Origin of the sequence: Micromonospora terminaliae, assembly GCF_009671205.1 — a bacterium.
In the GTDB taxonomy this organism is placed as follows: Bacteria; Actinomycetota; Actinomycetes; order Mycobacteriales; family Micromonosporaceae; genus Micromonospora; species Micromonospora terminaliae.
The window spans coordinates 3,532,910-3,555,629 of record NZ_CP045309.1; the positions used below are offsets into that span (position 1 = coordinate 3,532,910).

Here is a 22,720-nt window from a genome sequence, read left to right on the forward strand (position 1 = left end):
GGCGGCATGAACCCGCTGCGCGATCCTCAGGACCGCCGGCTGCCACGGATCCCGGAGCCCTGCGCTCTGGTGATCTTCGGGGTGACCGGCGACCTGGCCAAGAAGAAGCTCCTGCCGGCGGTCTACGACCTGGCGAACCGGGGGCTGCTGCCGCCCGGTTTCGTGGTCCTGGGCTTCGCCCGGCGCGACTGGGGCGACGGCGACTTCGAGGGGCTGGCCCACGACGCGGCCAAGAAGCACGCCCGCACCCCGTGGCGGGAGGAGGTCTGGGCCCGGCTCGCCGGCAACATCAAGTTCGTCGGCGGCTCGTTCGACGACGACGCCGCCTTCGACCACCTCGCCGCCACCCTCGACGAGCTGCGCGACACCCACGGCATCCCGGGCAACGCCGCCTTCTACTTCTCTATCCCCCCGGCGGCCTTCCCCGTGGTGCTCAAGCAGCTCGCCCGCACCGGCATGGCGGACAACGCCAAGTCCGGCGGCTGGCGCCGGGTGGTCGTGGAGAAGCCGTTCGGCAACGACCTGCCCTCGGCCAAGTCGCTCAACGACCTGGTCGACGACGTCTTCACCCGGCAGGACGTCTTCCGCATCGACCACTACCTGGGCAAGGAGACGGTCCAGAACATCCTGGCCCTGCGCTTCGCCAACAACCTGTTCGAGCCGCTGTGGAACTCCAAGTACGTCGACTCGGTGCAGATCACCATGGCCGAGGACGTCGGCATCGGCAGCCGGGCCGCCTTCTACGACTCGGTCGGCACCGCCCGCGACGTGCTCCAGAACCACCTGCTCCAGCTGCTCGCCCTGGTGGCCATGGAGGAGCCGACCAGCTTCGACGCCGACGAGATCCGCACCGAGAAGCTCAAGGTGCTCAAGGCCATCACGGTGCCGCACGACGTCTCCCGGGACACCGTCCGCGGCCAGTACCTGCCCGGCTGGGTGGGTGGCGAACGTGCCGTCGGCTACCTCGACGAGGAGGGCGTCCCGCCGGACTCCACCACGGAAACGTACGTGGCCGTGAAGCTGGGCATCCAGAACCGGCGCTGGGCCGGGGTGCCGTTCTACATCCGGGCCGGCAAGCGGCTCCCCCGTCGGGTCACCGAGGTGGCCATCGTGTTCAAGACCGCGCCGCACCTGCCGTTCAACCCCGCCGACATGGAGTCGCTCGGCCCCAACCAGCTCGTCATCCGGGTCCAGCCCGACGAGGGCGTGGTGCTGAAGTTCGGTTCCAAGGTGCCCGGCACCACCATGGAGGTCCGCGACATCGCGATGGACTTCCAGTACGGCGAGGCGTTCACCGAGTCCAGCCCCGAGGCGTACGAGCGGCTGGTGCTGGACGTGCTCATCGGCGACCGGACGCTGTTCCCGGACGCCGCCGAGGTCGAGCAGAGCTGGCAGGTGGTGGACCCGTTGGAGCACGCCTGGGCGGGCACCAAGCCGGAGCCGTACCGGGCCGGCGAGTGGGGGCCCCGGGCCGCCGACGAGATGCTGGCCCGCGACGGCCGGTCCTGGCGGCGAGCGTGAGGGAGCACAGCGAGCGAACCAGGAGGTTCCGTTGATCGGCTTGTGGGACACCACCGGGAACGAGGTGGTCAAGGCGCTCGCCGCCGAGCGGCGCAGCGCGGGCGGGGTGGCCAGCGGGATGGCGCTCACGCTGATCGTGGTGGTGGACGAGAAGCGGGTCCGGGAGGCCGAGGCGGCGGCGACCATCGCGGCCGCCGCCCACCCGTGCCGGCTGCTCGTGGTGGTCCGCTCCGACGTCGAGCGGGACCGCAACCGGCTGGACGCGGAGATCGTCGTCGGCGGCCGGCTCGGCCCGTGCGAGGCGGTGGTGACCCGGATGTACGGCCGGCTCGCGCTGCACGCCGAGTCTGTGGTGATGCCGCTGCTGGTGCCCGACGTGCCGGTGGTGACCTGGTGGCACGGCGAGCCGCCGGAGGAGATCGCCACCGACTTCCTCGGCGTGGTGGCCGACCGGCGGATCACCGACGCCGCGCAGGCCGCCGACCCGATCGCCGCGCTGCGGCAGCGGGCCGCGGACTACGCCCCGGGCGACACCGACCTGGCATGGACCCGGATCACGCCGTGGCGCACCCTCGTGGCCGGGGCGTTCGACACCACCCAGGCCCGCGTCACCGAGGCGACCGTGGTGGCGCCCCGCACCGACCCGACGGCGGCGCTGATGCGCGGCTGGCTGATCGCCCGGCTCGGCATCGAGCCGGTCTGGGACCACACCGACGAGTTTCCCCGGATGCGGGAGGTGCAGCTGCGCTGCGCCAACGGCGACCAGCTGACGCTGACCCGGGACGACAACGTGGCGGTCTTCCGGCGTACCGGCCAGGAGGACCGCACCCTGCCGCTGGTCCGCCGGCCGCTCGGCGACGAGCTGGCCGAGGAGCTGCGCCGGCTCGACGCCGACCAGGTCTACGCCGAGGCGCTCGGCGCGACCGCCGGGCTGACCGGGCTGGACCAGCGGCCCGCCCAGCGGGTGCACGTGTGGAAGGATCCGGCGACCGCCCAGCGGGCCGAGGCCGGGGTCACCGCGCACGCCGGCGCGACCGCCAACGAGTGAGCGGGCCGCGCGGACCGCTCGGCGGTCGGACAGCACAGGTGACCGCCGCGGGGCGGTCGGAGGACGAAGGCACGACGGATGAGTGAGGCGAGTGTCGCCGTACACGCCGACCCCGACCTGCTGGCGCAGGCGGTGGCGGCCCGGTTGGTGGTGAAGCTGCTCGACGCCCAGGCCGAGCGCGGCCAGGCGTCGGTGGTGCTGACCGGCGGGCGGATCGCCGCCGCGGTGTACCGGGCGGTGACGCAGCTGCCCGCCCGGGACGCCGTCGACTGGTCCCGGGTCGACGTCTGGTGGGGCGACGAGCGGTTCCTGCCGGCCGGCGATCCGGAGCGCAACGAGACCCAGGCCCGGGCGGCGCTGCTGGACGCGGTCCCGCTGGACCCCGCCCGCATCCACGCGATGCCGGCCTCCGACGGGCCGGCCGGCGACGACCCGGAGGCGGCCGCCGCCGGGTACGCGCAGGAGCTGGCCCGGGCCGCCCGGCCGGGAACGGCCGCCCTCCCCCACTTCGACGTGCTGATGCTGGGCGTCGGCGAGGACGGGCACGTCGCCTCGGTCTTCCCGGAGCACCCGGTGCACCACGACAACCGGCCGGTCAGCGCGGTGCGCGGCAGCCCCAAGCCGCCGCCGGTGCGCACCACGCTCACCCTCCCGGCGATCAATACGGCCGAGGAGGTCTGGCTGGTGGCCGCCGGGGCGGACAAGGCCCGGGCGGTCGGGATGGCCCTCGCGGGGGCCGGGCCCGTGCAGCTGCCGGCCGCCGGGGTGCGCGGCGTGTCCCGCACCCTCTGGCTGCTGGACCGGGCCGCGGCGGCCGACGTGCCACCCCGGCTGCGCAGCCTGCGCTGAACGACGGCGGAGCCCCGGCCCGGGCGGGTCGGGGCTCCCGCGCGCTCAGGCCCCGCCGCGCCGCCGGCGCAGCGTCTCCAGGGCCTCGGCGAGCAGTGCCTCCCCCTGCTCCGGGGTGCGCCGCTCCTGCACGTACGCCAGGTGGCTCTTGTAGGGCTCGACCCGGGCCCGGCCCGGCGGGTTGCCCTTGTCGGGGCCGGCCGGCTCGCCGCAGCGCGGGCAGTCCCAGGTCTCCGGGGCCTCCGCCTCGGCGGCGATGAGGAACTGGACGCGGTGGGCGTTGGCGCACCAGTAGGTGACCGGCCGGCGCGGCGCCGGCTCGATCCGCTGCTCGAAACGCTCGGGGGCGGACCCGATCCGGGTGCCGCGGATGACGTTGCCACTGGACACGGCTGCTCGCTCCTGTCGTCGGAGGGGACCGCCGCTTGCGGGGGTGGGCGGCGGGCGACGCGGGGAGAAAAAACATCTGCGCGCGGTCCGTGACGGACCGCGCGCAGATTGTACGACTCGGAGCGCTCGCTCAGGCGCCGCTGCCCGTCTGGAGCCGGAGCCAGAGCCCGATCCCGACGATGCACGCGAACCAGACGATGCCGACCAGAACGGTGTAGCGGTCGAGGTTCTTCTCGGCCACCGAGGAGCCGGCCAGGCTGGAGCTGACACCGCCGCCGAACATGCTCGACAACCCGCCGCCCTTACCGCGGTGCAGGAGGATCAGCAGGGTGAGCAGGATGCTCGTGATGATCAGCAACACGATCATCGTGTAGGCGAACCAGATCGGCATGGCGGGGGTCAGTCCTCTCGTTGCGATCACTGCCCGGTGCTGTCGGGCACGGCGGCACCGACCGGCGGACGGGCAGCGTCAAGGATAGCGAGCGTTCAGCGGGCGATGTGCTCCGGGAACCGGCAGATCTGCGCGAATTCCTCGGCGTCCAGGCTCGCGCCACCGACCAGGGCCCCGTCCACGTCCGGCTGGGCCATGATCGAGGCCACGTTCGAGGACTTCACCGACCCGCCGTAGAGGATCCGGACCTGGTCGGCGGTGTCCTGGCCGAAGGTCTCCACCAGGCGCTTGCGCACCTCGCCGCAGACCTCCTGGGCGTCCTCCGGGGTCGCCGTCTTGCCGGTGCCGATCGCCCAGACCGGCTCGTACGCCACGACGACCTTGGTGACCTGCTCCGCGGTGAGCCCTCGCAGCGCGCCGTCGAGCTGGTCGCAGCAGTGCGGCACGTGCTTGAGCTGCTCACGGATCTCCAGCCCCTCGCCGATGCAGAGGATCGGGGTGAGCCCGTTCGCCAGCGCCGCCGCCACCTTGGCGTTGACCAGGGCGTCGTCCTCGTGGTGGTACTGCCGCCGCTCGGAGTGGCCGACCACCACGTAGGTGCAGCCGAGCTTCGCGAGCATCGGCCCGGCGATGTCCCCGGTGTAGGCGCCCGACTGGTACGGCGACAGGTCCTGCGCGCCGTAGCCGATCAGCAGCTTGTCGCCGTCGACCGCGGTCTGCACGGTGCGCAGGTCGGTGAACGGCGGCAGGACCACCGTCTCGACGTCGGTGAGCTGCTTCTCGTTGAGGCTCGCGGCCAGCTTCTGCACCAGCAGGTTGGCCTCGAGGTGGTTCAAGTTCATCTTCCAGTTGCCGGCCATCAGCGGCCGGCGGGGGGTGCTCGCCATTCAGCTCTCCAGGGCCGCGATGCCGGGGAGGGTCTTGCCCTCGAGGTATTCCAGGGAGGCGCCGCCGCCGGTGGAGATGTGGCCGAACGAGGACTCGTCCAAGCCGAGCGCCCGCACCGCCGCGGCCGAGTCGCCGCCGCCGACCACGCTGAACGCGTCGGTCTTGGTGATCGCCTCGGCGACGCCCCGCGTCCCGTTGGCGAACGCCGCCATCTCGAACACGCCCATCGGGCCGTTCCAGAAGATCGTCTTCGCCTGGGACAGCGCGGCGGCGAAGCCGGCCACCGTCTCCGGGCCGATGTCCAGCCCCAGCCGGTGGCTCGGGATGCCGTCGGCCGGAACCGTGTCGTGGGCGGCGTCGGGCGCGAACGCGTCCGCGGCCACCACGTCGACCGGGAGCATGATCTTGCCGCCGGAGCGCTCCAGCAGGTTGCGGCAGGTCTCGACCATCTCCTCCTCCAGCAGCGAGGTGCCCACCTCGTGGCCCTGGGCCTTGAGGAACGTGAAGCACATCCCGCCGCCGATGAGCAGCCGGTCGACCGTGGGCAGCAGCGCCTCGATCACGGCCAGCTTGTCGGAGACCTTGGAGCCGCCCAGCACCACCACGTACGGCCGCTCCGGGTCGCCGGTGAGCTTGCTGAGCACCTCCACCTCGCGCAGCACCAGGCGGCCCGCGACGTGCGGCAGCCGGGCCGGCACGTCGTAGACGCTGGCGTGCTTGCGGTGCACCGCACCGAAGGCGTCGTCGACGTACGCCTCACCGAACGCGGCGAGCTGGTCGGCGAACGCGCCCCGCTCGGCGTCGTCCTTGCTGGTCTCGCCCTTGTTGAAGCGCAGGTTCTCCAGCAGGGCCACCTGGCCGTCGGCCAGGCCCTCCACGGTGGACCGGGCCGAGTCGCCGACGGTGTCCTCGGCGAAGTGCACCGGCGCGCCGAGCAGCTCGCCGAGCCGCCCGGCGACCGGGCGGAGGCTGAACTGCGGGTCCGGCGCGCCCTTCGGGCGGCCCAGGTGCGAGCAGACGACCACCTTGGCGCCGGCCTGGACCAGCGCGCTCACGGTCGGCAGCACGGCGCGGATGCGGCCGTCGTCGGTGATCTCGCCCGTCTGCTTGTCGAGCGGGACGTTCAGGTCGGCGCGCACCAGCACGCGCCGACCCGACACCCCCTCGCCGAGCAGGTCGTCGAGGTTGCGGATGCTCACAGCGACGAACCCACCAGCTTGACCAGGTCGACCAGGCGGTTCGAGTAGCCCCACTCGTTGTCGTACCAGCCGACGACCTTGACCTGGTTGCCGATCACCTTGGTGAGCGGCGCGTCGAAGATGCAGGACGCCGGGTCGGTGACGATGTCCGAGGAGACGATAGCGTCCTCGTTGTAGATCAGGATGCCCTTGAGCGGGCCGTCCGCGGCGGCCTTGAGCGCGGCGTTGACCTCGTCCACGGTGGTCTCCCGGCCGACCGTGACGGTCAGGTCGGTGACGGAGCCGGTCGGGATCGGCACGCGCAGCGCGTAGCCGTCCAGCTTGCCCTTGAGGTCGGGCAGGACCAGGCCGATCGCCTTGGCGGCGCCGGTCGAGGTCGGCACGATGTTCAGCGCGGCGGCCCGGGCCCGGCGCAGGTCCTTGTGCGGCGCGTCCTGCAGGTTCTGGTCCTGCGTGTACGCGTGGATGGTCGTCATCAGACCCTGCTGGATGCCGAACGTGTCGTGCAGCACCTTGGCCATCGGCGCGAGGCAGTTGGTGGTGCAGGAGGCGTTCGAGATGATCGTGTGCTTGGCCGGGTCGTACTGGTCCTGGTTGACGCCCATGACCACGGTGACGTCCTCGTTCTTCGCCGGGGCGGAGATGATGACCTTCTTGGCCCCGCCGTCGACGTGCGCCTTCGCCTTGGTGGCGTCGGTGAAGAAACCGGTGGACTCGATGACGACGTCGGCGCCGACCTCGCCCCACGGCAGCTTGGCCGGGTCCTTCTCGGCGTACGCCTTGATGGTCTTGCCGCCCACGGTGATCTCGTCGGCGGTGGCCTTCACCTCGTGCGGGAGGCGACCCAGGATGCTGTCGTACTTGACAAGGTGGGCGAGCGTCGCGTTGTCGGTCAGGTCGTTGACCGCCACGACCTCGATGTCAGCGCCGGACGCCAGCACTGCCCGGAAGAAGTTGCGGCCGATCCGGCCGAAGCCGTTGATGCCAACCCGGATGGTCACAGGTCCCATCTCCTCGCGTTCTGGTCCGCCGGCGTGGGAACCCGGCCGGCGGAGATTGTTCGCCGACCGGTGGAGCCGGCCGTTGACGGTTCATCTCGGCCACCCCGCCGCGGTCCCAGGAGACCAGACCGCCCGAGGCGGTGAGCACGGCGAGGGATGCCTTTGCCGGCCCCCTTGCCGTACGCAGCGACCTTATCCGAGCGCGCGCCGCCGCGCTGCGGCGGGTGGTGATCCCTCGCCCAGCTCGACGCCTCACCGGTCCTATCAGACCACGAGCATGTCGGGCGTGACGGCCGCTTCGGTATCCGGGATGCCCAGGTCGCGGGCCCGCTTGTCGGCGAGCGCGAGCAGCCGGCGGATCCGGCCGGCGATGGCGTCCTTGGTCAGCGGCGGGTCGGCCAGCGCGCCGAGCTCCTCCAGCGAGGCCTGCCGGTGCTCCAGCCGCAGCTGGCCGGCCGAGGTCAGGTGGTTGGGGGCGTCCTCGGCGAGGATCTCCAGCGCGCGGGTGACCCGGGCGGCCGCGGCCACCGCGGCGCGGGCCGACCGGCGCAGGTTGGCGTCGTCGAAGTTGGCCAGCCGGTTCGCGGTGGCCCGCACCTCGCGGCGCACCCGCCGCTCCTCCCAGGCCAGCACACTGGAGTGGGCGCCGATCCGGGTGAGCAGCGCGGCGATCGCGTCGCCGTCCTTGACCACCACCCGGTCCACCCCGCGCACCTCGCGGTTCTTCGCGGTGATGCCGATCCGGCGGGCGGCGCCGACCAGGGCGAGCGCCGACTCCGGGCCGGGGCAGGTGATCTCCAGCGCGCTGGACCGGCCCGGCTCGGTCAGCGAACCGTGCGCCATGAAGGCGCCCCGCCAGGCGGAGACCGCACAGCAGACGTTGGCGGCCACGACGTGCGGCGGCAGGCCGCGCACCGGGCGGCCGCGGACGTCGAGCAGGCCGGTCTGCCGGGCGAGCGCCTCGCCGTCCTTCACCACCCGCACGATGAAGTGGCTGCCCTTGCGCAGGCCGCCCGACGCCAGCACGTGGATCTCGCTCGGGTAGCCGTAGACCTCGGCGATCTCCCGGCGCAGCCGCCGGGCCACCGCCCCGGTGTCCAGCTCGGCCTCGACCACGACACGACCCGACACGATGTGCAGGCCGCCGGCGAACCGGAGCAGGGCCGCCATCTCCGCCCGCCGGCAGCAGGGCTTGGGCACGTCGACCCGACTCAGCTCGTCCTTGACCGCAGCCGTCATCGCCATGTTGCGCGCCCCCTCACGGACCGGTTCCGGCGTGTCGCCGGTGATTACGTACGTGTCTAACGATCGGCGCCCAGGACAGGCACCAGCGCGGCGCCCAGGGCGGCCGGATCATGACGGGGCGTGCCGTCGGTGACGGCGACGGGAGCGAGGACCAGCCGGGCACCCAGCGATTCTGCCGCACGTTCCACCGCCACGGGATCAGCCACCGCCTTGGAGTCGGCCAACACCATGTCCACCTTCAACTCGGGCAGATAGCGCCGGAGGGTGTCCAGATGGTCGGGCAGGGACAGGCCGGACGTCTCCTTCTCGGCCACCAGGTTGAGGGTCACGAGCCGGCGCGCCGGGCTGGAGACGATCGCGTCGGCGAGGCCCGGCACCAGAAGGTGCGGCAGCACGCTCGTGTACCAGCTGCCCGGCCCGAAGATCAGCCAGTCGGCCGCACCCACCGCGGTCACCGCCTCGGCGCAGGCGGCCGGCGCCGCCGGGGTGAGCCGCAGCGACTCGACCGTGCCGGAGGTGACCGCCACCTGGTGCTGCCCGCGCACCGTGCGGACCTCGTCGGGGTGGTCCGGGTCGGCGCCGCGTACCCGGGCCTCGATCCCGACCGGCTGCCGGGACATCGGCAGCACCCGGCCGACCGCGCCGAGCATGGCGCCCGCGTGGTCGAGCGCGACCACCGGGTCGCCCAGCAGCTCGGTGAGCCCGTGCAGCAGCAGGTTGCCGACGGCGTGGCCGGCGAGCGGGTCGGCCGCTCCCCCGCCCTCGACGGCCGCTCCGCCGCTTCCGCCGGCCGCCGCGAAGCGGTGCTGGAAGAGCGCCGCGCTGCGCCGGGTGGCCGGGTGGTCGCCGGCCAGGGCGACGAGCGCCTGCCGCAGGTCGCCCGGGGGCAGGCCGCCGCGCTCCGCGCGCAGCCGCCCGCTGGAGCCACCGTCGTCGCCCACGGTGACGACCGCGGTGATGTCCAGATCCAGTCCGGGTACGCAGTGCCGCAGCGCGCGCAGCGACGCCGACAGCCCGTGTCCGCCGCCGAAGGCGACCACCCTCGTCGGGGTCATTCGCGCCCCAGGTCCCGGTGCTGGGGGTTGGCGGCGATGCCGGAGCGGCGCAGCCGGGCGGCCAGCTCCTCGGCGATCGCCACGCTGCGGTGCTTGCCGCCGGTGCAGCCGACGGCCACGGTCAGGTAGCGCTTGCCCTCCCGCTCGAAACCGGCGGTGGTGGCGTTGACCAGGTCCGCGTACCCGGCCACGAAGGCGTCCGCCCCCTCCTGACCCAGCACGTACGCGCTGACCGCCTCCTCGCGCCCGGTGTGCTCGCGCAGCTCCGGCACCCAGTACGGGTTCGGCAGGAACCGGGCGTCCATCACGAAGTCGGCGTCCGGCGGGAGGCCGTACTTGAAGCCGAAGGAGAGCACGGTGATCCGCAGCCGGCGGGAGTCCTCCCCGCCGAACAGCTCCTCGACCCGGCGGCGGAGCTGGTTCACGTTCAGGTGGCTGGTGTCGATGATCACGTCGGCCTGGTCCCGCGCCTCCTCCAGCAGCGCCCGCTCGACGGCGATCCCGTCGGCCAGCCGCCCGTCACCCTGCAACGGGTGCGAGCGGCGGACGCTCTCGAAGCGGCGGATCAGCACCTCGTCGTCGGCGTCGACGAAGACCACCCGCGGCTGGAAGCCGCGCTCCCGCAGCTCCCGGATCGCCCCGGCCAGGTCCGTGGAGAAGGCCCGCGAGCGGACGTCGAGCACCATCGCGGTACGCCGGGCCGCGCCGCCGGCCTTGAAGGCCAGCTCGGCCATGTCGAGCATGAGCGCCTGGGGCAGGTTGTCCACCACGTAGTAGCCGACGTTCTCCAGCGCCCGGGCCACCGTGCTGCGGCCACCGCCGGACAGGCCGGTCACCACCACGAGGGTGGTGTCCGCCTCGGCCGGCGCGGGCCGCCCGAGAGCTGTCTCCGCGTTGGTCGGCACCTGGTCTTCCGCCGTCCGCGCCTCGCTCACCCGTACCCCCAGCCGTGGCGCCGCAGCCGGTCGGCCGCGCGTGGTCAGTCAGCGACTCTAACGGCTTCGACCCCGCCCGGGATTCCACGGGGTGACGACCGGAACACGTGCTTGTCCGTTTTGCGGGGGTCTCGGTTTGCCGCCACGCGGCCGTTCGGGGCGGGGTGGTGTCGGCGGGCGCTCGTAGACTGCGCGGATGGTCTCCCCCACCGATCAGCGGACCGAGGACGCGCTGCGGGTGCTGCGCCGGGTGTTCGGCTACGACGCCTTCCGCGGCTTCCAGCACGAGGTCGTCGAGCACGTGGTGGCCGGCGGCGACGCGCTGGTGCTGATGCCGACCGGGGGCGGCAAGTCGCTCTGCTACCAGATCCCGGCGCTGGTCCGCGACGGCGCGGCCGTGGTCGTCTCGCCGCTGATCGCGCTCATGCAGGACCAGGTCGACGCGCTCACCGCGGTCGGCGTGCGGGCCGGGTTCCTCAACTCGACCCAGGATCTCGCCGAGCGGCGACGGGTCGAGGCGGCGTTCCTCGCCGGCGAGCTCGACCTGCTCTACCTCGCCCCGGAGGCGCTGGCCACCCGCGGCACGGTCGCCCTGCTGGAGCGCGGGCGGATCGCCCTCTTCGCGATCGACGAGGCGCACTGCGTCTCCCAGTGGGGCCACGACTTCCGCCCCGACTACCTCAACCTGTCGATGCTGCACGAGCGCTGGCCGGGCGTACCGCGGATCGCGCTGACGGCGACCGCCACCCGGGCCACCCGCACGGAGATCGCCACGCGGCTCGACCTCACCGAGGCCCGGCACTTCGTGGCCAGTTTCGACCGGCCCAACATCCAGTACCGGATCGTGCCCAAGCGGGAGCCGCGCAAGCAGCTGCTCGCCCTGCTGCGCGACGAGCACCCGGGCGACGCCGGCATCGTCTACTGCCTGTCCCGGGCCTCCGTGGAGAAGACCGCCGAGTTCCTGGTCGCCAACGGCATCCCGGCGCTGCCCTACCACGCCGGGCTCGACGCGGCGACGCGCGCGGCCAACCAGCAGCGCTTCCTGCGCGAGGACGGGCTCGTCATGGTCGCCACCATCGCCTTCGGCATGGGCATCGACAAGCCCGACGTCCGCTTCGTCGCCCACCTCGACCTGCCCAAGTCGGTGGAGGGCTACTACCAGGAGACCGGCCGCGCCGGGCGCGACGGGCTGCCGTCGACCGCCTGGCTGGCGTACGGGCTTCAGGACGTGGTGCAGCAGCGCAAGATGATCGAGACCTCGGAGGGCGACCTGGCCCACCGGCGCAACCTCGCCACCCACCTCGACGCCATGCTGGCACTCTGCGAGACGGTCCGCTGCCGCCGCGCGCAGCTGCTCGAATACTTCGGCGAGGGCGGCACGGCCAACTGCGGCAACTGCGACACCTGCCTGGAGCCGCCGGAGTCCTGGGACGGCACGGTGGCCGCGCAGAAGCTGCTCTCCACCGTCTACCGGCTCGACCGGGAACGCCACCAGCGGTTCGGCGCCGGGCACTGCGTGGACATCCTGCTGGGCAGGCACACCGACAAGATCGACCAGCACGGCCACGACTCGCTGAGCACCTTCGGCATCGGCACCGACCTGCGCGAGGCCGAGTGGCGGGGCGTGGTGCGGCAACTGCTCGCCGAGGGCCTGCTCGCCGTCGAGGGCGACTACGGCACCCTGGCGCTCACCGAGGCGAGCGCCGAGGTGCTGGGCCGCCGCCGCACCGTCACCATGCGGCGGGAGCCGGAGCGGCCGGCCGGCCGGTCCGCCAAGCCCCGGGGTGCGGCGACCGTGGTGGCCGACCTCGCCCCGGCCGCCGCCCCGGTGTTCGAGCGGCTGCGCGCCTGGCGGGCGGCCACCGCCAAGGAACAGGGCGTACCGGCGTACGTCATCTTCCACGACGCCACCCTCCGGCAGATCGCCACCGAGGCGCCGGCCTCGCTGGCCGAGCTCTCCCGGATCAGCGGCGTCGGGGACAACAAGCTGGCCAAGTACGGCGAGGGGATCCTCGCCGTACTCGCGGAGTCCTGACACGGTCCCGGGACACGACGAAGGGCCGGCCCCTTGTGGGAGCCGGCCCTTCGTGCTCGCTCCTGTCAGCGGATAGCCGGTCAGGAGGCGCTGTAGCCGCGGGTGGCGATCCAGTCGGCGAGGTTGTCCACGCTGATGCGGTAGGAGGCCATGTTCGGGTCGGCCGAGTCGGCGATGGTCACGGTCTTCCCGCCGTCGCGGTAGCCCACGACGCTGATGTAGTGGCCACCCTCGAAGGAGTGGGTGTTGCCGTCGGTGTCGGTGGTGGTGCCGGCGATGTTGGCGACCACGGCGCGGCCGTCGTCGACGGTGCGCACGATGTCGGTGCGCAGGGTGTCGGTCTGCTTGTCGTCGGCCTTGCCGTCCTTGATTTCGACGGACCGGTAGTGCTTGCCGGTCTCCTTGTTCAGGACGGGGGTGATGTCGTTGATGCTGTTGGTGCCGTTCTCGGTGGTGCCCATCTCCTTGGCCATGGCGTCGACGTCGATGTTCTTGCCGAGCACGGAGATGGCGTTGCGGGTGGCGGCGGGGCCGCAGTAGTAGAAGTTCGGCTGCGCCTCGTAGCGGACGTCGAGTTCCCGCTCGCCGTGACCCTTGCGGTCGGTGCTGACCTGGGCGGTCTTCTCGGCGGGGGTGGCGTGGGCGGCGATGGCGGGGCCGGCGATCCCACCGGCGGTGGCGGCGAAGCCGGCAGCGGTCAGAACGGTGTTACGCAGCATGGTGTTGGTACGCATGATGAGTGACGCCTTTCTGTCGGGGGTGCACAGCACACACGCACAGGGGGGTGCGGGTGGCCGGTGAGAAAGTCTGGGGAGATGCCCGGCGGTGGGGGTCCTGCTCGGGCGGTCCGGGGTGTAACCATCGGCGGCGGGGACGTGATTCCCACACGCTCGATCCGATGTCCCGGGGTGGTGTAACCACCGGCGGCCCGGAGTGATTCCCTGGCTCACCGGCTCGGACCTTCACGGGTCCGGGGGATGTAACGACCGGCGGCCGGGGGTGATTCCCTGGCTAGCCGGCTCGGACCGGTGGTGCGTGGTCCGGGGGATGTAACGACCGGGGCTGCGGGGTGATTCCCCGCGGCTGGCCCGGTGCGGTGGGCCGGTGGTGCGCGGCCCGGGAGATGTAACGACCGGGGTGGCGGGATGCTTTCCCCGCGGGCTGCCCGGTGCGGCGGGCCGGTGGTGCGCGGCCCGCGGACCGGCCGGGGTCATTCCGACCGGCTGCCCTCACCTCGAGGGGTGGGGTGCTGCGCGGTCTGCCATGTACAACGACCCCGCCCCCGGCATGATTCCGCCCCGATGGTGGCGCCCACCACCCGACACAACCCGCCGAAACCGGACACCATGCCTCGAACCTGCCGGCGCAAACCGGACACGCACCCCAGGGCGTGCACTCGATGCGCGGATCTTGGAGAGTTGCCGTTCCCAGCGAACGGCAACTCTCCAAGATCTGCGCGTGCCGTCCGTCGGCCGGGTCCGCCGTCCGCTGATCTCTCGCGCGCGGGGGAAGCCGACGGGGCGGGCGAAGCGCCCCGCCACTCCAGGCCGCAGCGATGCCGCCGACACAAGCCGCGACCCGAACAACTCACCCCAAGCCGCACAATGATCATCGCGCCGACCGCCGATCTTGGACACTTACCGTTGGCTGCGAACAACACCTGTCCAAGATCGCGACTAAGCGGGCAGGGACCCGCGCACGAGGCCCGGTCCGGGTCAGTGGAACACCATGGGTGTATCCGGACCTCGGAGACAGCCATGGCGTTCCACCGACGGTGCCAGACACCGCCGGAGACGGACATGCACCCCTGGCCGACGCCGCCGGACACCGCCGGAGACGGACATGCACCCCTGACCGACGCCGCCAGACACCGCCGGAGACGGACATGCACCCCTGACCGACGCTGCCGGACACCGCCGGAGACGGACGTTCACCCCTGACCGACGCTGCCGGTACCGGCGGCTGCGAACGTGATGACGTGAATGGATCGCGCGGCACCGGAGGTGGTGGTGTCGCCGGATCGGGCCGCGCGGGCGGCGGGCCCGCGCCCCGCACCTCGTCCCGACCCGGTCGCCGGCCCAGCTACGGACGGCCAGGAGGAGCGAACCGGGCGACCAGACCGCCGACTGGACACCGCGTTCATGCGGAACGGCCGTCGGCCCCGCCGACTGCCGGCCACCGACGGACCACCCGCGTTGATCAAGAGGTTTGCGTCGCCTTCCACCCGAATCCCGACGCAAACTTCTTGATCAACGAAAGCGGCACCAGGAGGCGACCTGCCGGAAAGCCGGCGGGGTCAGGCGCTCGGGGTGCGTTGGGCGTCTTCGTCGAGGGCGGCCAGGATCGCCTCGGCCGTCCGCTTCCCCACTCCCGGCACTTCGGTGATCTCCTCCACCGTCGCCGCGCTGAGGCGCTTCAGTGAGCCGAAGTGCCGCAGCAGGGCCTTGCGGCGTACCTCGCCGAGGCCGGGGATGTTGTCCAGGGCCGACTCGGTCATCCGCTTGGAGCGGCGCTGGCGGTGGAAGGTGATGGCGAAGCGGTGGGCCTCGTCGCGGACCCGCTGGAGCAGGTAGAGCGCCTCGGAGGTGCGCGGCAGGATGACGGGGAACTCGTCGTCGGGCAGCCAGACCTCTTCGAGCCGCTTGGCCAGCCCGCAGAGCGCCACGTCGTCGATGCCCAGCTCGGCGAGGGCCTGCGCGGCTGCCGCCACCTGCGGCGGGCCACCGTCGACGACGACGAGCTGGGGCGGGTAGGCGAACTTGCGCGGCCGCCCGGTGGTCGGGTCGATGCCGGGCCGGTCCGGGTCGCCGGCGGTCTCCTCGCCGATCTCCCCGGTCTCGGCACGGGCGTCCAGGTAGCGGGCGAAGCGCCGGCGCAGCACCTCGGACATGGCGGACAGGTCGTCGGTGGCGCCGCGCACGATGAACCGCCGGTACTCGCTCTTGCGCGGCAGGCCGTCCTCGAAGACGACCATGCTGGCCACCACGTCGGTGCCCTGGATCTGCGAGACGTCGAAGCACTCGATGCGCAGCGGGGAGGTGCGCATGCCGAGCGATTCGGCGATCTCGTCGAGGGCCTGGCTGCGCGTGGTCAGGTCACCGGCCCGCTTGAGCTTGTGCCGGGCGAGCGCGTCCTTGGCGTTGCGCTCGACGGTCTCCAGCAGCGACCGCTTGTCGCCGCGCTGCGGCACCCGCAGCGACACCCGGCTCCCCCGCCGGGTCGACAGCCAGTCGGCGAGCGCGTCGACGTCGCCGGGCAGCTCGGGGACGAGCAGCTCGCGCGGGACGTCGGCCTCGCCCTGCTCGCCGCCGTAGACCTGCGTGCAGAAGTGGTGCACCAGGTCGCCGGTGGTCAGCTCCTCGGTCTTCTCCACCACCCAGCCGCGCTGGCCGCGGACCCGGCCGTCGCGGACGTGGAAGACCTGGACCGCGGCTTCGAGTGGGTCGTCGGCGAAGGCCACCACGTCGGCGTCGGTGCCGTCGCCGAGCACCACGGTCTGCTTCTCCATGGCCCGGCGCAGCGCGGCCACGTCGTCGCGCAGCCGGGCGGCCCGCTCGAACTCGAGCTGCTCGCTGGCCTCCAGCATCTCCTTCTCCAGCCGGCGCACCATCGTGTCGGTGCGGCCGGCCATGAAGTCGCAGAAGCCGTTGACGATCTCCCGGTGCCCCTCCGCGCTGACGCTGCCCACGCAGGGCGCGGAGCACTTGCCGATGTAGCCGAGCAGGCACGGCCGCCCGACCTGGCCGGCGCGCTTGAACACCCCGGAGGAGCAGGTCCGCGCCGGGAACACGCGGAGCAGCAGGTCCAGCGTCTCGCGGATGGCCCAGGCGTGCGAGTACGGCCCGAAGTAGCGCACCCCCTTGCGCTTGGCGCCGCGCATCACCTGCAGGCGCGGATATTCCTCGTCGAGGGTCACCGCCAGGTAGGGGTACGACTTGTCGTCGCGGTAGCGGACGTTGAACCTGGGGTCGTACTGCTTGATCCAGGTGTATTCCTGCTGGAGCGCCTCGACCTCGGTCGCCACCGTGATCCAGTCCACCGACTCGGCGGTGAAGACCATCTGGCGGGTGCGCTGGTGCAGGTTGACCGGGTCGGCGAAGTAGGAGTTGAGCCGGCTGCGCAGGTTGCGCGCCTTGCCGACGTAGATAACCCGGCCGGTGCCGTCGCGGAAGCGGTAGACCCCTGGCGACTCCGGGATGGTGCCAGGTGCGGGACGGTAGGTCGAGGGGTCAGCCACGCGCCAAGCCTAGTCCGCACCCCCGACACCCGGCCGTCGCCGCGCGTCCCCCGCCACCGTGGCGGGCGGGGGACGCACCGGCACGGTCAGGCCAGGGTGATCTGCTCGCCGGTGACCTTGATGTTCTTGGGCGCGAGCGGCTTGGTCGCCGGGCCCTGCTTCACGGAGCCGTCGGTGATCGAGAACCGGCTGTTGTGGCAGGTGCAGTTGATGGTGCCGCCGTCGACGTTCGACACCGGGCAGCCCTGGTGGGTGCAGATCGGGTCGAAGGCCTTGAACTGGCCGGCCTCGGGCTGGGTGATCACGACGCCCTGGCTGGCGAACACCGCGCCGCCGCCGACCGGGATGTCGGTGGTGCGGGCCAGCGGGCCGGTGCTGTCCCGGTCGCCGCCCTCGGCGTCGCCGGCTCCGGTGGCGCCCGGGCCGCCGCTGGTCGGGGCGGGGGCACCCGAGCCGGAGTCGTCGTCACCGCCGCAGCCCGCCAGCACCACGGCCGCGCCGACCGCGCCGGCGCCCGCGAGCAGGGCGCGGCGCGTCTGCGTACCCGGCCCGGTCAGCAGCTGATCATCACTCATGTCCGGCCTTTCTCTCGGCTGTCGCCACCCGTCGTGATCCGTGGCCACACTTCGGAACACGGACCAGGGTGCCCCACGGTTCATACTCACACGTCACCAAACGGATATCCGAGCAGAGATCGGGCGGGCCGGATCGTCCCGGCCCGCCCGTCGTACGCCTCGGTCAGCGCGCCCCGGCCGGCACCTTCCGGGTGCGGGCCTTCACCGCGCCGCCGTTGGCCTTGGCCGCCCGGGTGGTGGCCGCCTTCGCGCCCTTGGCCGCGCCGTCGAGCTTGAGGATGGGCCGCAGGAACTGGCCGGTGTGGCTCTCCGGCACCTCGGCGACCTCCTCCGGCGTGCCGGTGGCGAGCACCGTGCCGCCCCGGTGCCCGCCCTCCGGGCCCATGTCGATGATCCAGTCGGCGGACTTGATCACGTCGAGGTTGTGCTCGATGGTGATCACCGTGTTGCCCTTCTCGACCAGGCCCTCGAGCACCATGAGCAGCTTGCGGATGTCCTCGAAGTGCAGGCCGGTGGTGGGCTCGTCGAGCACGTAGACCGTCCGGCCGGTGGAACGCTTCTGCAGCTCGGAGGCGAGCTTGACGCGCTGCGCCTCGCCACCGGACAGGGTCGGCGCGGGCTGGCCGAGGCGCACGTAGCCCAGGCCGACGTCGACCAGGGTCTTGAGGTGCCGGTGGATGGCCGGGATGGCGGAGAAGAACTCGGCCGCCTCCTCGATCGGCATGTCCAGGACCTCGGCGACCGTCTTGCCCTTGTAGTGCACCTCCAGGGTCTCCCGGTTGTAGCGGGCGCCCTTGCAGACCTCGCAGGGGACGTAGACGTCCGGGAGGAAGTTCATCTCGATCTTGATCGTGCCGTCACCGGAGCAGGCCTCGCAGCGGCCGCCCTTCACGTTGAACGAGAACCGGCCCGGCCCGTACCCCCGGACCTTGGCCTCCGTGGTCTCGGCGAAGAGCTTGCGGATGTGGTCCCAGACCCCGGTGTAGGTGGCCGGGTTGGAGCGCGGGGTGCGGCCGATCGGCGACTGGTCGACGCCGACGACCTTGTCGACGTGCTCCAGCCCGGTGACGCGGGTGTGCCGGCCGGGGACCAGCCGGGCGCCGTTGATCTGGTTGGCCAGCACCGCGTGCAGGATGTCGTTGACCAGGGTCGACTTGCCGGAGCCGCTGACGCCGGTGACCGCGATGAGCTGGCCGAGCGGGAAGGCCACGGTGAGGTTGCGCAGGTTGTGCTCGCGCGCGCCGTGCACCACCAGCTCGCGGCCCGGGGTCTGCGGCCGGCGGATGACCGGCGTGGGGATCTGCTTGCGCCCCGACAGGTACGCCCCGGTGACCGACTCCTCGTTCTCCAGCAGAGCCGGCACGGACCCGCTGTGCACGATCTTGCCGCCGTGCTCGCCGGCGCCCGGGCCGATGTCGACGATCCAGTCGGCGACCCGGATGGTGTCCTCGTCGTGCTCGACCACGATCAGGGTGTTGCCCAGCCCGCGCAGCCGCAGCAGGGTCTCGATCAGCCGGTGGTTGTCGCGCTGATGCAGGCCGATGGAGGGCTCGTCCAGCACGTAGAGCACGCCGACCAGGCCGGAACCGATCTGGGTGGCGAGCCGGATGCGCTGCGCCTCGCCACCGGAGAGGGTGCCGGCCGGCCGGTCGAGCGAAAGGTAGTCGAGCCCGACGTCGAGCAGGAACTTCAGCCGGGCGTTGATCTCCTTGAGCACCCGCTCGGCGATCATCTTCTGCCGGTCGCTCAGCTCGATGCCGGCGAGCAGGTCGGCCGCCTCGCCGACGGACAGGTTGCAGACCTCGGCGATGCTCTTGCCGGCCAGGGTGACCGCGAGCACCTCGGGCTTGAGCCGGGTGCCGCCGCAGGCCGCGCAGGGCACGTCGCGCATGTAGCCCTCGTACTTGTCCCGCGACCACTCCGACTCGGTGTCGGTGTGCCGGCGCTCGATCCACTGCACCACGCCCTCGAAGCCGGTGTAGTAGGAGCGCTCGCGGCCGTACTTGTTGCGGTAGCGGACGTGCACCTGGTCGTCGGAGCCGTGCAGGATCGTCTTCTGCGCCCGGGACGGCAGCGCCCGCCACGGGGTGTCGATGTCGAAGTGCTCGGCCTCGCCGAGCGCCTCCAGCAGGCGCAGGAAGTATTCGAGGTTGTGCCCGGTGGCCCAGGGCTGGATGGCGCCCTCGCGCAGGGTGCGCTCCGGGTCGGGGATCACCAGCTCCGGGTCGACCTCCTTCTTGGTGCCCAGGCCGGTGCACTCGGGGCAGGCGCCGTAGGGCGCGTTGAAGGAGAAGACCCGGGGCTCCAGGTCCTCGATCGCCAGGGGGTGGTCGTTGGGGCAGGCCAGGTGCTCGGAGTAGCGGCGCTCCCGGCCCGGGTCGTCCTCGGCCAGGTCGACGAAGTCGAGCAGCACCAGGCCGCCGGAGAGGCCGAGCGCCGCCTCGACCGAGTCGGTCAGCCGCTGCTTCGCGCTGGGCTTGACGCTGAGCCGGTCGATGACCACCTCGATGGTGTGCTTCTCCTGCTTCTTGAGCTTCGGCGGCTCGGTGAGCGGGTGCACCACGCCGTCGACCCGGGCCCGGGCGTAACCCTTGGCCTGGAGCTCGGCGAAGAGGTCGACGTATTCGCCCTTGCGGCCGCGCACGACCGGGGCGAGCACCATGAACCGGGTGCCCTCGGCCATGGCCAGCACCCGGTCGACGATCTGCTGGGGGCTCTGCTTGGAGATGCGCTCGCCGCAGATCGGGCAGTGCGGCTCGCCGATGCGGGCGAAGAGCAGGCGGAGGTAGTCGTAGACCTCGGTGATGGTGCCGACGGTGGAGCGCGGGTTGCGCGAGGTGGACTTCTGGTCGATGGAGACCGCGGGGCTGAGGCCCTCGATGAAGTCGACGTCGGGCTTGTCCATCTGGCCGAGGAACTGCCGGGCGTACGACGAGAGCGACTCGACGTAGCGGCGCTGGCCCTCGGCGAAGATGGTGTCGAACGCCAGGCTCGACTTGCCCGAACCGGAGAGCCCGGTGAAGACGATCAGGGCGTCCCGGGGCAGGTCGAGACTGACGTCACGCAGGTTGTGCTCGCGCGCGCCACGGATGATCAGTCGGTCGGCCACGGTGCGTGTGCTCCCGGAAGAAGAATGTGAGGCGGATCTGTCCGCTCGACACGAGGTCTGAGCGGTTTTCGAGGGTTGTCGAGGCGCAGGGAAGACGCCTCGGCAACTCTAGCCCCGAGGTATGACAACTTCCGTCGGGCGGACATTCCCCCAGGTCAGCACGGTCGGGCGGGCACCGGCGCGGCCCACCCGGCCGCACCGGCACCCCCTAGAGTCCCCCGGGTCCGGGCGGGGTCGCCGGACGCCCGGTCCGGCGCCGGCCGCCGCGCCAGCTCCCCCGGCGCTCGGCGGCCAGCCGCACCTCCCGGCGCCGGGTCTCGTACGCCACCTCGCGCTGGAGCCGGCGCCAGTTCTCCCAGCGCCGCACGGGCAGCTCGCCGCTGTCCAGGGCCTCCCGCACCGCGCAGGCCGGCTCGGCCTCGTGGGCGCAGTCGGCGTACCGGCAGCCGGCCGCCAGCTCGGCGATGTCGGCGAACGCCCGGTCCAGGCCGGCCGAGCCGTCCAGCAGGCCGACCGCCCGCACGCCCGGGGTGTCCAGCACGGCTCCCCCGCCGGGGATCGGCACCAGCGCCCGCCAGGTGGTGGTGTGCCGGCCCTTGCCGTCGGACCGCCGGATCGCCTGGGTGCGCATCACGTCGGCCCCGGCCAGGGCGTTGACCAGGCTCGACTTGCCCGCGCCGGAGGGCCCGAGCAGGCCGAGGGTGCGCCCCGGGGCGACGTACCGGCGCAGCGGGTCCAGCCCGGTGCCGCGCTCGGCGCTGACCGGCAGCACCGGCACACCCGGCGCCAGTGCGGCGAGCTGCCGGGCCACGGCCGCCGGGTCGGCGGCCAGGTCGGCCTTGGTGAGCACGACGAGCGGCTCGGCGCCGGACTCGTGCGCCAGGGAGAGCAGCCGCTCGATGCGGGCGGCGTCCGGCTCCGGGTGCACCGGTTCGACCACCGCGGCGGCGTCGAGGTTGGCGGCCAGCACCTGGCCGCTGGCGTCCTTGCCGGCGGTGCGCCGGATGAGCGCGGTACGGCGGGGCAGCACGGTCTCCACCGTGACCGGCCCGTCCGGCCAGGTGGCGAGCAGCACCCAGTCGCCGGCACAGGGCAGCGCGGTCAGGTCCCGGGCAGCGGCGGCCAGCACGGCGCCGCCCAGGCTGGCCCGGACGGGCCCCTCCGGGCGGAGGACGGTGCAGACCCCGCGGTCGACGCGGGCCACCCGGCCCGGCCGGCGGTCAAGGCGTGGATTCAGGTACGCCGCCCGGTCGGCGTCCCAGCCGAGGGCGGTCAGATCGATGGTCATGTGTCCTCATCGGTGTCGAGGGGGTTCATGGCGGAACACGCGTGCTGCGACCGGCATGCTCACCACCTCCGCTCCGACTCCCGGTGCCCGCGTCCTACGGCGACGGCGGCCCCGGCGCGTCCGAACGGCGCGCCGCGACCCGATGCCGTCGGCCCCGACGGTAGGGGGTACGCCGACGCGCCGAAAGCCATTTCCCCGGCGACGCGACGCCGACGTACCGCTAGGGTCCAAGACGTGACGAGCGACCCCCTCCTGCTGACCGGCGAGCTGGACGAGGCGACCGGCCGGTTGCTGCGTACCGTGACCACCCTGGGCGCCGCCGACATCGCCGCGCCGTCCCTGCTGCCGGGCTGGACGCGCGCACACGTCCTGACCCACCTGGCCCGCAACGCCGACGCGTTCGTCAACCTGCTGACCGCCGCCCGCACCGGCGAGGCGATCCCGATGTACGCCAGCCCCGAGGCCCGGACCGCCGACATCGAGGCGGGCGCCGGCCGGGGGCCGGCGGACCTCATGGACGACCTGCGCCACAGCTCGCAGCGGTTCACGGCGGCGGTCGCCGAGATGCCGGTGGAGGCCTGGGGGGCCACCGTGCAGACCCGGCGTGGCCCGTGGCCGGCGGCCATGCTGGTCTGGGGGCGGCTGCGCGAGGTCGAGGTGCACCACGTCGACCTGGGCGCCGGCTACCGGCCGGCCGACTGGCCGGACGCGTTCGCCCAGCGGCTGCTGCACGAGGTGGCCGCCGGCCTGGCCGGCAACCCGGACGCGCCGGCCATGGTGCTGCGCTTCGACGGCGTCCGGCACGAACTCGTCGTGGGCGATCCCGAGGGGGCGCCCACGATCACCGGTCCCGCGCCGGAACTCGCCGCCTGGCTGACCGGCCGCAGCGCGGGCGACACGCTCACCGTCACTCCCGACGGCCCCCTGCCGACTCCACCGGAATGGATCTGAACC

18 protein-coding genes are annotated in these 22,720 nt (G+C 72.7%); 5 read left to right on the top strand and 13 right to left on the bottom strand.

From position 1 onward, the window contains the following. Positions 1-6: 6 nt before the first annotated feature. From zwf to pgl, 3 genes are all read left to right on the top strand, one after another. Positions 7-1,521, top strand: coding sequence for a glucose-6-phosphate dehydrogenase (gene zwf, locus GCE86_RS15965; RefSeq protein WP_154227712.1), 1,515 nt, complete (start codon positions 7-9; stop codon positions 1,519-1,521). Between the two features lie 31 nt (positions 1,522-1,552). After that, the gene (locus tag GCE86_RS15970; RefSeq protein ID WP_154227713.1) at positions 1,553-2,569 is read left to right on the top strand and encodes a glucose-6-phosphate dehydrogenase assembly protein OpcA; all 1,017 of its coding nucleotides are present in this window, start codon (positions 1,553-1,555) and stop codon (positions 2,567-2,569) included. A gap of 78 nt (positions 2,570-2,647) precedes the next feature. Then, the gene (gene pgl, locus GCE86_RS15975; protein WP_154227714.1) at positions 2,648-3,418 is read left to right on the top strand and encodes a 6-phosphogluconolactonase; all 771 of its coding nucleotides are present in this window, start codon (positions 2,648-2,650) and stop codon (positions 3,416-3,418) included. A gap of 45 nt (positions 3,419-3,463) precedes the next feature. Here the strand turns inward: pgl and GCE86_RS15980 are convergent, their stop codons facing one another. The 8 genes from GCE86_RS15980 to rapZ all read right to left on the bottom strand — a co-directional run bounded on the left by GCE86_RS15980 (position 3,464) and on the right by rapZ (position 10,492). Further along, positions 3,464-3,808, bottom strand: coding sequence for an RNA polymerase-binding protein RbpA (locus tag GCE86_RS15980; RefSeq protein ID WP_154227715.1), 345 nt, complete (start codon positions 3,806-3,808; stop codon positions 3,464-3,466). 130 nt (positions 3,809-3,938) lie between these two features. Beyond that, the gene (gene secG, locus GCE86_RS15985) at positions 3,939-4,199 is read right to left on the bottom strand and encodes a preprotein translocase subunit SecG (RefSeq protein ID WP_154227716.1); all 261 of its coding nucleotides are present in this window, start codon (positions 4,197-4,199) and stop codon (positions 3,939-3,941) included. A 95-nt stretch (positions 4,200-4,294) separates the two neighbouring features. After that, on the bottom strand, positions 4,295-5,086 hold the full coding sequence (gene tpiA, locus GCE86_RS15990; protein ID WP_154227717.1) for a triose-phosphate isomerase: 792 nt from the start codon (positions 5,084-5,086) through the stop codon (positions 4,295-4,297). Then, positions 5,087-6,286, bottom strand: a complete 1,200-nt coding sequence (locus GCE86_RS15995; RefSeq protein ID WP_154227718.1) for a phosphoglycerate kinase — start codon at positions 6,284-6,286, stop codon at positions 5,087-5,089. Beyond that, positions 6,283-7,287, bottom strand: coding sequence for a type I glyceraldehyde-3-phosphate dehydrogenase (gap, locus tag GCE86_RS16000; protein ID WP_154227719.1), 1,005 nt, complete (start codon positions 7,285-7,287; stop codon positions 6,283-6,285). Before gap ends, GCE86_RS15995 begins: the two co-directional genes overlap by 4 nt. Before the next feature lie 264 nt (positions 7,288-7,551). Beyond that, positions 7,552-8,532, bottom strand: a complete 981-nt coding sequence (gene whiA / locus GCE86_RS16005; RefSeq protein WP_091597037.1) for a DNA-binding protein WhiA — start codon at positions 8,530-8,532, stop codon at positions 7,552-7,554. A 56-nt stretch (positions 8,533-8,588) separates the two neighbouring features. Next, positions 8,589-9,587 carry a gluconeogenesis factor YvcK family protein gene (locus tag GCE86_RS16010; RefSeq protein ID WP_154227720.1) on the bottom strand — a complete coding sequence of 333 codons (999 nt, stop codon included), beginning with the start codon at positions 9,585-9,587 and terminating at the stop codon, positions 8,589-8,591. Beyond that, positions 9,584-10,492, bottom strand: coding sequence for an RNase adapter RapZ (gene rapZ, locus GCE86_RS16015; protein WP_151461987.1), 909 nt, complete (start codon positions 10,490-10,492; stop codon positions 9,584-9,586). The genes GCE86_RS16010 and rapZ overlap by 4 nt, the downstream gene beginning before the upstream one ends. A gap of 226 nt (positions 10,493-10,718) precedes the next feature. Here rapZ and recQ point away from each other — a divergent pair, with 226 nt between their 5' ends. Next, the gene (gene recQ, locus GCE86_RS16020; RefSeq protein ID WP_154227721.1) at positions 10,719-12,557 is read left to right on the top strand and encodes a DNA helicase RecQ; all 1,839 of its coding nucleotides are present in this window, start codon (positions 10,719-10,721) and stop codon (positions 12,555-12,557) included. 80 nt (positions 12,558-12,637) lie between these two features. Here the strand turns inward: recQ and GCE86_RS16025 are convergent, their stop codons facing one another. From GCE86_RS16025 to rsgA, 5 genes are all read right to left on the bottom strand, one after another. Continuing rightward, positions 12,638-13,291 (bottom strand): C39 family peptidase, encoded by a 654-nt coding sequence (locus tag GCE86_RS16025; protein WP_154227722.1) that lies wholly within the window; start codon positions 13,289-13,291, stop codon positions 12,638-12,640. A gap of 1,562 nt (positions 13,292-14,853) precedes the next feature. Next, positions 14,854-16,794, bottom strand: a complete 1,941-nt coding sequence (gene uvrC / locus GCE86_RS16030) for an excinuclease ABC subunit UvrC (RefSeq protein ID WP_154227723.1) — start codon at positions 16,792-16,794, stop codon at positions 14,854-14,856. An 86-nt stretch (positions 16,795-16,880) separates the two neighbouring features. Next, positions 16,881-17,369, bottom strand: a complete 489-nt coding sequence (locus GCE86_RS16035) for a Rieske (2Fe-2S) protein (RefSeq protein WP_154227724.1) — start codon at positions 17,367-17,369, stop codon at positions 16,881-16,883. Between the two features lie 163 nt (positions 17,370-17,532). Then, positions 17,533-20,478, bottom strand: coding sequence for an excinuclease ABC subunit UvrA (gene uvrA / locus GCE86_RS16040; RefSeq protein WP_154227725.1), 2,946 nt, complete (start codon positions 20,476-20,478; stop codon positions 17,533-17,535). Positions 20,479-20,686: 208 nt separating this feature from the next. After that, positions 20,687-21,766 carry a ribosome small subunit-dependent GTPase A gene (gene rsgA, locus GCE86_RS16045; RefSeq protein WP_154227726.1) on the bottom strand — a complete coding sequence of 360 codons (1,080 nt, stop codon included), beginning with the start codon at positions 21,764-21,766 and terminating at the stop codon, positions 20,687-20,689. Positions 21,767-22,000: 234 nt separating this feature from the next. Here rsgA and GCE86_RS16050 point away from each other — a divergent pair, with 234 nt between their 5' ends. After that, a complete protein-coding gene (locus GCE86_RS16050; RefSeq protein ID WP_154227727.1) occupies positions 22,001-22,717 on the top strand; it encodes a maleylpyruvate isomerase family mycothiol-dependent enzyme in 717 nt (238 codons plus the stop codon). Positions 22,718-22,720: the final 3 nt, after the last annotated feature.